This is a genomic window from Fulvivirga sp. (assembly GCF_040220315.1).
Classification (GTDB): Bacteria; Bacteroidota; Bacteroidia; order Cytophagales; family Cyclobacteriaceae; genus Fulvivirga.
In genome coordinates this window covers 1-14,076 of sequence record NZ_JAVJUY010000063.1, presented here as the reverse complement: position 1 = coordinate 14,076, position 14,076 = coordinate 1, and the positions used below count along the sequence as shown (strand labels likewise).

Below are 14,076 nucleotides of genomic sequence, written 5' to 3'. Positions count from 1 at the left end.
ACGATATTGGAACCTTTCGATATAAACATCACTTGTCAAAGAAACTATATCATTAGAATTATTGAAACGAACATTTCCAAAGCGACTCGTATCTGCTGTAACTAATATTATTGGTTGATCTGTTAATTTTATAAAATCATTATTTCCGTTGGCAGTCGCATCTGGAGTAGCATTTGCTCGGTCGTAAACTCCAAGAACATCGTAATTCACCAATGAATCTGAAAAGATTCTTATGCTATATAGACCATTATCCAAAGTTCCACTCAAAACTTTAAAAGCTCTTCCATCAACATTAATGAGGTTATTATTGGAACCATTTACATTACTTTTGCCCGAAGCAAGAGAAACAGTTTTATCTGTAGGCTTGTCAATTATCAAATTCCAGAAAGTTTGCTCATCGCCACTGCCTCCAGTTCTATTTAAAAAAGTAAGCGTAGCATCGTCAACACCGTTAATAGTTGTAGTGTTTGGCTTCCCTACATCATACACATAGTCTGCTCCATTTTCAATGGTAAAGTCACTACCAATTTCAACGTCATAGCCATTATGGTCGAAATCTATACCACTTTCAATTGTAAGGTCATTTAAAACCCTAAGATTGACATTAAGTATATTCGTTGCGTTTCCACCAGTTCCAGAAGTTCCAACATCCAAATCGATTTCATCTCCTGTACCTGAAGTGTATCTCATAATAACATTCCAGAAAGGAGCTCTGCTGGTTAATTTAAAGTCGTTATTGTTATTAACTTCCATAATTACAGTACCACCTGTAACACTCTGATTGGAAACGTCACTGGCAATAAAAATTCCTCCTGTATTTGCTCCAGATGCAGCCCCTGCTACTGTTAAGGTACCGCCTGACATATTAAATGTATTACCAGGATATGTTAAGCTAAATGCATAATAGCTAGTATTAATAGAACCTCCCGTGATATTAACTTCACCACCTGACTGTGTAAAACCACCAATGTTAGTTGGTCCATTAACTGATGTCCTTATTTGCCTCGTAGTCAATATGCCATCTGAAACAACAATATTGCCATTAGCACGAGTTGTAATACCACTATTTATGGGTGCGTCAAGTGTACCTCCAGATAATTGAATCGTACCATAAGGCACTATAGCTGTACCTGACGGTTTAGCTGCAGAACCACCATTAACCCATAGCCTTGCTGCTTCTGATATATTGTAATTTCCTGTGTTATTTAATACGGGTACGTCTACATTGCTATTTAATCTAACGGTACCACGTAAAAGTCCGAGTGCATTTTCATTAGTTGTAAGCTGTGCTACAGAACCATGCCCATAGTCTGCAGGTCCGAATAAGTTGAAATTCGCTGCTGATGAAGAACTAATATCAAGTATATACGTCTGATCTTCACCTTTATCTATTTCAATTCTGTAAAAATTGGTTACCCCAAAACAATCAATGGATTGATCTTTACTATCACTAATAAAGTTGGTGTCTACAATCCCATCAGTAGCTTCTGCACCATAATTGGTGGCTACCCTATTCGTAAACTCTGCCCTTCCCTGATTAATAAAATCACCATAAAAGTTGAATTCATGACGTGCATTTCCAGTTCCTACATTAATCTCAGCTGAAGCACCCACACTTACATCGCCATAGGCATTAATTATTCTTGCATTGGTACTATTATCATTGATTTGTAGAATACCTCTGGTTAGCGTTAAATCCCCATTGATAGTGTAATCCGAAAGAAGTGTTGCCACATTAGATGCTGCATCTAAATTGAGTATGACATTGTTGTATTGCCTATCTTGATTCAAAGAAAGGCCCGCACCTCTAATTTCTACTGTACCTCCTACTATTGAATCAGCAAACAAAGCAGATCCGCCTGTAGGAAAGTTATCTACCCCTCCATTGCCCGAAATTCTTATGGTTCCAGAACCTCTAATATTAAAAAAATCATGACCTGTTGTTGTACCAATAATTAGGCTTCCTGCAACTTCAAGGTTAAGGCCATCATTATCATCTGAATCCATTGTAACATTATCACCGGTAAGAATGGTTATATTATCTGATGAGGTAGGAACTAGACCTGTTACAGGCACTCTTAATAACCCTGAGGGGTCTGTGGTCCATGTTAAAGGATTATTCCAATCACCAGAAGTGAAAGAATATACATTAGCAGGTATTAGCTGAGTCCCTCTTCCAATTGTGTAATAGCCTGACGGTAAACTAATATTGCTAGCATCAACTACAAGTTGATCTGTATTTTCTATAGTATAACCATTTACTGATACTCTGGTAAAGTTGGAACCAAGATCTGGTCTGTATAACAAAACATAATCTGTAGCACTACCAACAGGAGCTAAACCTGCTGTGCCGAAGTCGAAGCGAAATTCTAAACTAGTACTGGAAGAAGCCTGGAGATACCAACTTCTAGCCCAACGGTCGGTAATTTCAACCTCACCGAGGTTAGATGTATTGTTCTGTGCATGTGCAGTATTGTCATGAGCGATAAAAACAAACTCATTCGCACTATTTAAACTACCGTTTAATTCCTCAATCTGCAATGCATCAGAAAAACCAGATTGTGCGCTTTTAGTTGTTCCATCAACTGTTCCAATTCCTACCAAATCATTATCATAAGCAGCATCACCAGATGAAAAATAATCATTGGCGCCTATAGCAATTGCGTATTTTTGACTTAAATAATTTTCAACAATCACTCTTTCAGCAGCATTTAATGCATCTTGGTAAACAATCACTTCAGCAATATCACCATCAAAACTTCTATTATCGCCTAAATTAAAGTTACCAATGTACATTGGTGATGCTTCGTTGGGCAATGTAGTTGTTACATTAGAACTACTGTTATTCGTTGAATTGACAAAAAGGTTATATTTATTGCCGGCCAACGACTGGTCATATACGCTTGAGAAAATATTTGGTGTATTACCTAACGTTATATTCGCTGCGCCTCCATTACTGATATCTGAAGTTAAATTACCACCGTTTCTATAAATTCTATACGCCTGATTTGAACCTGCACTTGTCCTTTTATTTAAAATACCATAAACTCCATTAGAATTAGGATTGAGTACTATAAAGAATGACATCCCTGGGGATCCATCTAAAAGATTGTTATCAGGTATAGCCAAATGAAAGTTTGTTGATCCACTAGGACCAAAATTCATCGAAGGTAGATTATTTAAGCTGGCATTGCTTGCCGTATATGTAGGCCGTAAGCCTGGTGTGGCTTGCGATGCGTTTAATCCATTTCCAGATTGATCAGCCCATGCAGACACTGTACCGGACTGTGTAACACCCATGTCAGACCTTAACCATAGAACGTTTCTTGGTCCTGAAGAGCCATCTCCCGTACCTACACCTGCAGGTCCAGTTTGTGAATACGAACTAGAAAAAAATAAAATGAGGAGTGTGGACAGTAAAAAATTTTTCATAATCATTTTAATGCGTTAGCCAACTATGTTATATAATAATTATACCAATTATATAAACCGCTAAAATAGCTGTATGCCAGCAGTTTACCAAGATTTTAATTTTTATTTCATACCAATATGATACTATTTATCCCAAATTTGGAATAAAAGTAACAGGTTTACCTATTAGCGATTCTATGTCTACCTATTTTATTGTTATTTTCGAGCTTGATAACCCTCAATAATAAGGTTCATGGCTTTAAATTATATATGGTTTGCTTTTTTCATCATCGCCTTTCTTACAGCACTGGCAAAGGTCATTTTCTTTGGCGATACGCAAGTATTTACTGAGATAGTTAATTCCACTTTTGAGATGTCTAAAACCTCTATAAATATCTCAATTAATTTATTGGGTGGTATGTGTTTGTGGTTAGGTATTTTAAATATTGGTGAAAGAGCAGGCTTAGTAAAATATTTATCAAAGTTAATCGGCCCTTTTTTTAGTAGGCTTTTTCCCGAAATACCGAAAAATCATCCAGCACAGGGATCAATAATATTGAACTTCTCTGCAAATATGCTCGGATTAGATAATGCGGCCACACCTATAGGCTTAAAAGCCATGAATGAACTGCAAGAATTAAATCCTGATAAAGACAAAGCTTCCAACGCCCAAATAATGTTTTTGGTATTAAATACTTCAGGACTTTCTATAATTCCTTTAACAATATTAATTGATAGATCAGCATATTCAGCAGCAAATCCTACGGACGTATTTTTACCTATCTTACTTGCAACTTCATGCTCCACAATAGTAGGCTTAGTAACTGTTTCGATAATTCAAAAAATTAAGTTATGGGACAAAGTTATTATTGGCTATTTAGCTGGACTAATAACAGTAGTCGGCAGTTTAGTTTGGTACTTAAATACTCTCGGACAGCAAGAAATGAATGCTGTTTCTTCATTGATAAGTAATTTTATAATTTTTGGTGTTATTATATTATTTTTAACATTAGGTTTTGTTAAAAAAATAAACATTTTCGATTCCTTTATTGAAGGCGCAAAAGAAGGCTTTGGAATTACCTTAAAAATCATACCTTATCTTATTGCCTTTTTAGTTGGTATTGGAGTTTTTAGAGCATCTGGGGCATTTGACATGTTAGTTTCAGGACTAAAATTTTTGATTTCATTCTCTGGAATGAATACAGATTTCGTTGAGGCTTTACCTGTTGCAATAATGAAACCACTTAGCGGAGGAACTGCTAGAAGCATGATGTTTGAAGTAATAGATACACATGGTGTAGATTCTTTTGTCGGAAAGCTTGCAAGTGTTTTAAGGGGAGCGACAGAAACAACATTTTATATCGTGGCCGTTTACTTTGGATCTGTAAATATCAAAAATATAAGATATGCTATAACTGCTGGCTTAATTGCCGATCTTGCAGGTATCATTGCTGCAATTCTTTTTGGTTATATGTTTTTCCATTAAAGTGCAAATGACTATATTTCATTTTAGATAAATTGTGACATCATGACGGTAGAAAAAAAAGATATTCAAAAGACCATTTACGACAACGCAAAAAGCCATTTCTTAGGAAATTTTCCAGATTCTTTGCCCATTGAACAAGCCTATGTACATATTGGAATGTACCTGGGTTGGGTGATCGATAACGACTTGTACTCCGAATATTTTGAGGAAGAGGCTGATATGCAAATTTTTAGGTTCAAGCGCAGGGAAATTTCTTGCACTATACTTAGTGAGATTTGGGATGGCTACCTTGGCTTTGAACTCTTTAATAAAAATGGCAATATGTTTACTTATTATTATTACGGTGGAGGTCTTTACCGAAATGATTATGATGAAGTGTTAGTGAAAAAGCTCCCATCAATTTATCACGTGAAGGATTCATGGGAAAATTATAACGAAATTCAGAGCAGAATTACTGTAAGATATAACGACTGGAAAAAACTGGTTGGAAAATAAACAATTAATTAAGACTGCTATAGTTGGCCCGAGATTTCGGGCTTTTTTTTTGAAAGGCTGATAAATAAAGAGAATAAAATTAAAAGAGATGACTTTATAAAGCGTTTCAGTATGGATGATTCATGAATCATCCATACTGATCGTGCTTACTGAAGCTTATTTATCATCATGAATGTTATTACTTTACCTCTCCTTTTTTGGTAAGCACCAACCGGTCTGCTATTTCTTTCCCTCCATAGTAATTTGCTTTGTCATAATTAATAATCAGATCGTCTGTATTAGGATTGATAAGTAAATCCAGTGGGGCTGTTTCAAGAGTTACGTTTTTTACCCATGCTAAACCATCAGATGTGTAAATTTTAGCTACTGTAGCAGCATACTCTTCCTGCTCGGGTAATTGTGCGGAAAACAAAATGTAATAGTAATGCCCTGCACCTTCAGCGGTGTAAATTGCCTTAGTAACATCAAGGTTTTGCTTGCTGAAGTGATCATTATCTACTTTAAATACTGCTTTTAGTTTTTGTGTTTTAGCATGATCTACCAACGCAAAATAGCCTTCTGCTGCTGTTTTTCCAGAAAAATAGAAACCAGCCGTAAACTTTTCATCAACTACCATTGGCACATATTTAGATAATCCCCTATTCACTTCCTTAAACAGTGGAATAGAATCATTCTTACCTATTAGCCATCGTGCTCGCTCTCCAAGATTATCAATTTCATCTTGTACCAATTTCTTGGCTCTTATTACGTTATCCAGTTGTTCTTTAATATACGATCCCAATGCATTAACATCATTGTATGTCTTCTCAATGTAGCTGGTATAATTCATCTGGTCTTCATTTATATCGCGACTGATCAACAAGTTTACCAGGCTATCCATTTCCTTTACATAACCGAATTTTGTTTGAGCTACATCTAATTGATAATCGATATTGCTGCTATCTCTATAATAAAGATGATCCATTTTAAAAGATTCATTTTTTATATCTGCCACTTTATACTTGAAAATATACTCTGGTAGTGGATCTGTGTCATACTCACGTATTTTTGCTAAAATTCCAACTAAAGGCTTCACATGCTCTGCCATTGACATAGAATCTTGCATCATCCGTTCCTTTAAATCATTTAAATGTTGGTCATACTCTATCAGCTCGGCCCTCATAGGAACCACTACTTCTTTATACCCCTTTTGCACAGATTCTGCCCATTTCGGGTAATCCCAAAAGAGTACATTATCATCAGTAAGCATTAAAGGCGATTCCCCATCTTTTTGATAATCAATAAGATCGGTAACATGTAGAGCGGGTCGGTAACCAGGCTTATCTACTTTTTTAATGGTTGCTTCAAAAGACTCAAAATTTTGAAGCGACAATTTAGCCGAATTACTGACCTGATCCACCCTAGCCAATAAGTCTTCATCTGCTCGTAAAAACAATATTTTTTCAGTAGGAAAATCGTCCTTTATTTTTTTGAAACCTGACTGAGCTTTCTCATAATTCTCTTTGGTTTTAGTATAATAGATTTGAAGTTCTTGTACTCGGGCCTTACGCTCGTTTAAAGCATTAACCCTATTTTCAATATCGAAGTGAACATCGGCTAACTTAATACCAAACTTGCCGGTACGAATGTCCCTTCTTTGATAAGCCTGATAGAACTCGTCATTTTTCTTTACCTCTTTCTCGTCAATAAATTGTTTGGCCTTGGCATAAAAAGTAAGTGCCGAATCTGCATAAGCTATATACTCATCGGTGTCTAACAGAATATCTGTTTCATCGGCCTTTTTATTGTAAATAAAAGCCATTTGAAGATTAGGATTACCTTCATCAGCATTTTTTGGATCACTCAGATACTGTTTAAGCAATGGCTCTCCATCTTTGTAGTTTTCAGTATCTAAGAGAAAGAATAGATCCTTATACTTAATCTTTTGCGCGTACCCTGAAATTGCGCTAAAAACCAGTACAGTTGATAGTAAGACGAATCTCATAGTTGATTTTTACTTAATTTGATGGAGCCAAGGTAAAAAAAATAACAGAATTATCCATTAAACATTCCTTTGAGCTGACTTAGCTTATGCTGTAAATCACCTTCGCTAGCATTTTTTGTATTCGATTGGTTTCTTTTATTTGATGGCCTTTTTTCAGGTTTCTTTCCAAAAGGATCGTTCTTCATTGAAAGGCTTATGCGCTTTCTGGGAATATCTACTTCCAACACTGTTACATTTACCTTTTGCTGAACAGCAACTATTTCAGCTGGGTTGCTCACGAATTTATCTGCCAGATGACTTACATGAACCAACCCATCCTGATGCACTCCAATATCCACAAATGCCCCGAAATTGGTTACATTGGTTACAATACCTGGCAAAGTCATGCCCATCTTCAGGTCTTCCATATGGTTAACACCTTCCTGAAAGCTAAACACTTCAAATTTATCGCGTGGGTCACGGCCAGGTTTGGCCAGTTCTTCCATTATATCATTTAATGTTGGTAAACCAACATCCTCTGAAATATATTTCTGTAAATCAATCTTCTTTCTTAATTCAGCATCTTTCATAAGGTCAGACACTGTACAATTTAAGTCTTTGGCCATCTGTGCAACCAAGCCATATCGTTCTGGGTGCACAGCACTTTCATCTAACGGGTTCTTAGCACCTCTTATTCTCAAAAAGCCTGCCGACTGCTCAAATGCCTTATCACCAAGTCGGGGCACTTTTGTTAATGATTTCCTATCTACAAATGGGCCGTTTTCGTTTCTGAAATCAACAATGCCCTTGGCTAATTGCGGCCCGAGACCCGACACATAAGAAAGCAATTCCTTACTTGCTGTATTTAGCTCAACACCTACTGAGTTTACACAACTTACCACAATATCATCCAACCCCTTTTTTAAGGATGTCTGGTCGACATCGTGTTGATACTGCCCTACACCAATGGATTTAGCATCAATTTTTACTAATTCAGCCAATGGATCCATTAATCTTCGGCCAATAGATACGGCACCTCTAACGGTCACATCCTGATCGGGGAATTCTTCACGCGCTACATCAGAGGCAGAATAAATGGATGCCCCACTCTCGTTGACCATTAGTATTAAGATTGATGAAGGTAAGCCTAGATCTTTAACAAATTTCTCCGTTTCCCTACTGGCAGTGCCGTTTCCTATAGCAATAGCTTCAATGTTATGTTGTTCGCATAATTGCTTAATGATTGCGCCTGATTCAGTAATTCTTTTTTGAGGCTCGTTGGGGTAAATAGCATCATTATGAACCAGCTTACCTTGCTTGTCTAAAACAACTAATTTACAGCCCGTTCTAAACCCAGGGTCTAATGCCAACACATTTTTCTGGCCTAATGGTGAAGCTAGTAACAATTCGCGAAGATTATCAGCAAATACCTTTATAGCCTCTTCATCCGCTGATTGCTTGGTGGCTACACGCATTTCAGTCTCCATAGAAGGCTTCAATAATCGAGAGTAGCAATCTTTAATAGCTTCTTCCACCTGCTTTGAAGCTTCTCCTGAACCTTTTATGATTAGCTTTTCCATTTTAGAAACAGCCAAATCTGCATCTGGAGTAATGTCTAAAGAAAGGATCATCTCTTTCTCACCACGTCTCATGGCCAACAATCTGTGGGATGGCACTTTCGCTATTGATTCTGTCCAATCGAAGTAGTCTTTATACTTCTGCCCTTCCTCTTCTTTACCTTTGATTACTTTAGAAATAATTACAGCCTCTTTCTCAAACAACAGACGCATAGTTTTACGTACCTCCTTATCTTCATTCACCCACTCGGCAATAATGTCTCGTGCTCCCTGCAGAGCTTCCTCAGTGCTGGCTACCCCTAGTTCATCATTAATATATTCAAGTGCTTTGGTTTCGACATCCATAGCATTTTGCTCAAAAATTAGTTTCGCTAGGGGCTCTAGACCCTTTTCCTTTGCAACACTCGCGCGTGTTTTTCTCTTTGGTTTATATGGAAGGTAAATATCTTCCAGTTCAGAGAGCGTTTCGGCCTTATTAATTAGTGTTTCTAATTCCGGTGTTAATTTTTCCTGTTTTTCAATAGATTTTAATATTGCTTCACGCCTTTTGTCTAACTCCCGAAGTTGATCAACCCTATCCCTAATGGATGCTATCTGCACTTCATCTAAACTGCCAGTAACTTCTTTCCGGTACCTGGAAATAAATGGGACAGTAGCACCCTCATCCAACAAATCAACTACAGATTTTACTTGTTTGGAGCTAATTGAAAGCTCATCTGCTACTTTAGAAATAGTATTAATCATCGTTCAAAATTATTCTTATTAAGAAGGCAAATGTATCAAAAAATGGGTGCTGATCAACGTTTGATTTTGTTGAATAAATTTTATTGGAAAAGACATTTTGTCAATGAGTAGACATACATGCTATTCTTAAATTGAATTACTTTGGCATGTTTAATGTTTACCTGATTGTGAAAGAGAAAATTATTAAAGAGATGAAAAGCTGGGGCGTCATATTAGTCATATTTCTAGGACTATACTTAACTGGATTGCATACGGAAGTGGCAGCATTAGCGCAAAGAGCAATATTAACAACAGGACTTATTTCTGCCGACACTGAAACCGATTCAGATACGGAACAAAAGGTAGATTATAACTTTAAGCTTAAAAATCTGAATGGTGAAACTGTTAGTTTGGATGACTACAAAGGCAAAGTGATTTTTCTTAACATATGGGCTACATGGTGTGCCCCTTGCATTGCAGAAATGCCAAACATCCAAAGTCTGTATGATAAGATAGATAAAGATAAGATCGCTTTTGTCATGCTTTCGATGGACAATTCAGAAGCCAAGGCTAAAAAATTTATTGATAAGAAAGGCTTCACTTTCCCAACATTTATGGCGGCCAGCGATGTTCCTGATCTGTTTAGAGTGCCTTCTATCCCCACTACTTTTGTGATTTCTAAAGATGGCAAAGTAGCCTCAAAGAATATTGGCATGGCCAATTATGATAAAAAGAAGTTTAGAGAGTTTTTGGAGGAGTTAGCTGAAAAATAAATTCCAATAATGTCAAGTCGTAACGTAGTTGAGACATCTTAGCCATGTAGATGGATGCCAATTGACTTGCAAAATGGCTAAGACTTCTCCGTTAACACTGCGAAATGTCGGCTATATTAAGGATTAAAAAACTATTTAAATCTTCACTTGAATAACTCTTCTTTTAAGTCATGTCGCAACATAGTGGAGACATCTTTACCATGAAGAAGGAAGCCAATTGACTTGCAAGATGGCTAAGATTTCTCCGTTAGCACTGCGAAATGACAGCTTCTCGTTAATGAAACTTCTCTCTCAATTCCTGAGCTACTGTTTTGAGCCCGGTAGTAGCTTTATCTCTAATAAACGTAATGTTAGGATTGTGGCGAATCATGGGTGTGCTAGGGTCTACCACATACACAGGCACATCATGCCTTACGAAATCTATTAAACTAGCTGCGGGGTAAACCGCCATAGAAGTGCCCACTACAATAAAAATATCTGCCTTTTCTGTAATTCTGGCAGCTACCTCAATCATAGGTACCATTTCCCCGAACCAAACGATGTTTGGTCGCAGTTGAGAACCTTTATCGCACAAATCTCCCCATTGAATGTCTTTGCCTTCCAAAGGATAAATGAGTGACTCGTCCACACTGCTTCTTGCCTCGCTTAGCTTTCCATGAAGATGCACTACCTTGGAGGAACCCGCCCGTTCGTGCAATTCATCTACATTTTGTGTGATGACCGTTACCTCGAAATCTTCTTCTAACTGAGCCAAAACAGTGTGACCTAGGTTAGGCATAGCTTCTAAAGCTGCTCTTCTGCGCTGATTGTAAAACTCCAAAACCAGTTTCGGATTGGCAGCCCAACCTTCAGGTGAGGCTACCTGCATTACATCATGCCCTTCCCATAAACCCCCGGCATCTCTGAAAGTCTTAAGACCACTTTCAGCACTAATACCTGCACCGGAAAGAACTACTAAGTTGAGCATGTTTAAGGAAAGAGTTTATAAATATCGTTTCGTTTTAAAAAACGAACAAGTTTAACTTCTTCTTGATCATAAAACAAACCTAGCTTATAATCACCTAACTTAATTCTGTATGCCGTTGGATGACCCTTTAACTTTTTTAGATTAGCAATTTCCTCCAATGATTCTGCGCTTTCGAGCTTCTCAATAATGGTATTCAAGCGTTGTTTAAGTTTAGCATCTTTTATCTTTTTGATGTCATTCAAGAAAGATTTTAAGAATATTACCCGCATTAATCTTCTAAGGATTTCATGATTTCATCTCTGCTAACGGTATCATCTGTGTCAGCTTGCTGCATCAATAATAATAGGCCTAAATCTTCTTTTTCTTCTGTTGACATTGCATTAAGCCGTTCCTTTTCCTTGTACTCGATAAAGAATGAAACAGCTTTTTCCATTAACGACTTTACGCTCATATCCTCTAGCGCAGCAATTACTTTTAACTTGGTTAAAAGTGAGTCATCGATATCGATATTCTTTCTCATATATTACAAATATACATTATATACATAATGAATACAATGCATTAAACCAGATGAGCAAGTACCCAAAAGTCAGGATTAACCCTAGCTAACGACATCAAAGAACTTTCTAAATAATTAAGAACAATTTTAGACCCATTTGAATTACATCAACAACTCAAGTATTTTTAAGGTTTATAACTGACAATGGCCTTTCCTTTAGTAAGAATCCTACTACTCTTTTTAGCTGTACATCTGTATAGTTATTCGTTTGCACAAAACCTAACTAAACTTAGCAACAAGGCAGTTGAAGCATATAAGTATGGAAGATTTGAAGAAGCCATAGAGCAATGTGATAAAGCTCTGAATAAGCTTAGCAGCAATAATGGAGAACAAGCCGAGCTGTTAATCAGCTTTCTTACGACCAGGGCCATGGCGCAATCGGCATTGGGCCTGCATGAAGATGCATTAGAAAATTTGAGGTCTGCTAACAAATGGAGTCATAAAGTATATCAACTACCACACTATTCTCACATTGAACAATACAATGAACTCGCCAAGCTTTTTATTACCCTTGCCAAGTATGACAGTGCCGATTACTATTTGCAATTAGCCATGAGCGGATTTCAAACTATCAAAAACCAAAACGAACCGCACTACCAACAATGGATTCACCATCTCAACAATTTGCTTTTTCAAACGAACGGTTTGCAAGCCACTGTACTATCAGATAAAGGCAAAACTGAGGAAGCTATTAATACCTTAAAAATTACGCTGCCCTGGTATATGCACTCCTACCCGGATACCTATTCTTCTATGAGCAACTATCAACTAACCATTAATAACCTCTCCACTTATTACAATGAAATTGGTGAGTTGGATAGCGCACGCAAGTATGCCTTGCATTACTATGAACTCACCGCAAATTCAAAGAATGCATTAGATAAAATTCATGCCATCCAAAATCTCGGTAGCATTGAACGAAACGCTGGAAACCTGAATAATGCCAGTAATTATTGGGCAGATGCATTATCCCTCATCGAAAAATCTAATATGGAGAACAACTACATCCATATGGTTATTCTAAATAACCTCGGTGAGTTATACATAGAAATGGAAGACTATGATCAAGCGATTGATAGTTTTAATAAATCACTTCTCATTCAGCAGAGCCGACAGGCGGTTAATCCCCCACTTTACCAGACTACGATTTCTAACCTAGCGGTGGCGCAGCATTGGTCTGGCAAATATGCCCGGGCAGACTCCACTTTTAGCATTCTTATTGATAACCTCCTAGAAGAGATAAGGCACAATTTTACCTATCTCAGTGATGAAGAAAAACTATCTTTTTATAAGCGACAATTAGACTTCATCGATAATTACAAATCATTTGCTTTTGAGGCGGGTAATTTCCTCCCGATACAGGAAAGTGAAGAACCCTATGTAAATCCTGATATTACCGGCCGACTTTATGATTTACAGATAAGTACCAAGGCTATCATTCTTAACTCGAGTAAAAGAATGAGGCAGGCCATACTGAATAGTAATGATACCGAACTAGTGGCCAGCTATGAGCATTGGGAACGGTCAAAAAATGAACTTGCACGGTTGCTCAATGAAGAAAATAATGATCCTATCGAAATAGGAAACCTTAAATTTAAGATAGAACAATATGAGCAATGGCTCACTAATCGATCGAGAAGTTTTAGAAGTGGTTTTGTAGTGGAAGATGTTTCATGGCAAAACATACAACAGCAATTAAAGCCAAATGAAGCAGCCGTTGAAATGATTAACTTTTTTGATGGACTGATATATGGTGCGCTCATTCTAACTGCAGAAACGAAAGATCGTCCGGTGATGTCCCTTGTTATGAGCACCAAATCTAAACACCTTGACAAGCAATATTTTCAACAATATCGGAATGCTATCACCTATCAAATGCAGGATACTATTTCGTATAAAACCTATTGGCAGCCTATCATAGATTCCATTCAGCAGCATATGACGCAAAACCAGATGCCCGAACGGATTTATTTTTCAAATGATGGAATTTATAATCAAATCAATCTTAACACGCTTTATAATACCACCGAAAAACATTATGTGCTTGATGAAACAGACGTCATAATCCTGACCAATACTAAAGAGTTGCTAGAAGTAGATAGTACCGCATCAGCATCTAAAA

At 37.2% G+C, this 14,076-nt stretch carries 10 protein-coding genes; 4 read left to right on the top strand and 6 right to left on the bottom strand.

Features of this window, described 5'->3' with window-relative positions; all coding sequences use genetic code 11:
- Positions 1–3,432, bottom strand: a 3,432-nt coding sequence (locus RLO81_RS02930; protein ID WP_350106989.1) for a beta strand repeat-containing protein, incomplete at its 3' end; no start/stop codon positions are given.
- Between the two features lie 232 nt (positions 3,433–3,664).
- On the opposite strand from RLO81_RS02930, the gene RLO81_RS02925 reads away from it, so the two are divergent.
- On the top strand, positions 3,665–4,897 hold the full coding sequence (locus tag RLO81_RS02925; protein WP_350106986.1) for a spore maturation protein: 1,233 nt from the start codon (positions 3,665–3,667) through the stop codon (positions 4,895–4,897).
- Between the two features lie 42 nt (positions 4,898–4,939).
- Positions 4,940–5,392 (top strand): DUF7832 domain-containing protein, encoded by a 453-nt coding sequence (locus RLO81_RS02920; RefSeq protein WP_205720801.1) that lies wholly within the window; start codon positions 4,940–4,942, stop codon positions 5,390–5,392.
- A gap of 178 nt (positions 5,393–5,570) precedes the next feature.
- Here the strand turns inward: RLO81_RS02920 and RLO81_RS02915 are convergent, their stop codons facing one another.
- Both RLO81_RS02915 and RLO81_RS02910 read right to left on the bottom strand, forming a co-directional pair.
- The gene (locus RLO81_RS02915; RefSeq protein ID WP_350106982.1) at positions 5,571–7,376 is read right to left on the bottom strand and encodes a hypothetical protein; all 1,806 of its coding nucleotides are present in this window, start codon (positions 7,374–7,376) and stop codon (positions 5,571–5,573) included.
- 50 nt (positions 7,377–7,426) lie between these two features.
- Positions 7,427–9,676: a Tex family protein gene (locus RLO81_RS02910; RefSeq protein ID WP_350106979.1), complete on the bottom strand. Its 2,250-nt coding sequence runs from the start codon at positions 9,674–9,676 to the stop codon at positions 7,427–7,429.
- Positions 9,677–9,822: 146 nt separating this feature from the next.
- Between RLO81_RS02910 and RLO81_RS02905 the strand changes: the two genes are divergently transcribed.
- Positions 9,823–10,428 carry a TlpA family protein disulfide reductase gene (locus tag RLO81_RS02905; protein WP_350106976.1) on the top strand — a complete coding sequence of 202 codons (606 nt, stop codon included), beginning with the start codon at positions 9,823–9,825 and terminating at the stop codon, positions 10,426–10,428.
- A 274-nt stretch (positions 10,429–10,702) separates the two neighbouring features.
- On the opposite strand, the gene RLO81_RS02900 is transcribed toward RLO81_RS02905, so the two are convergent.
- Genes RLO81_RS02900 through RLO81_RS02890 form a run of 3 tightly spaced genes read right to left on the bottom strand, consistent with a single transcriptional unit; the run spans position 10,703 to position 11,915 of the window.
- On the bottom strand, positions 10,703–11,395 hold the full coding sequence (locus RLO81_RS02900; RefSeq protein ID WP_350106973.1) for an SIR2 family NAD-dependent protein deacylase: 693 nt from the start codon (positions 11,393–11,395) through the stop codon (positions 10,703–10,705).
- Between the two features lie 2 nt (positions 11,396–11,397).
- Complete coding sequence (locus tag RLO81_RS02895) at positions 11,398–11,664, bottom strand: type II toxin-antitoxin system RelE family toxin (RefSeq protein WP_350106970.1); 267 nt, start codon at positions 11,662–11,664, stop codon at positions 11,398–11,400.
- A complete protein-coding gene (locus RLO81_RS02890) occupies positions 11,664–11,915 on the bottom strand; it encodes a hypothetical protein (protein WP_350106968.1) in 252 nt (83 codons plus the stop codon). Before RLO81_RS02890 ends, RLO81_RS02895 begins: the two co-directional genes overlap by 1 nt.
- A gap of 183 nt (positions 11,916–12,098) precedes the next feature.
- Between RLO81_RS02890 and RLO81_RS02885 the strand changes: the two genes are divergently transcribed.
- A partial coding sequence (locus RLO81_RS02885; RefSeq protein ID WP_350106965.1) for a tetratricopeptide repeat protein occupies positions 12,099–14,076 on the top strand: 1,978 nt, incomplete at its 3' end.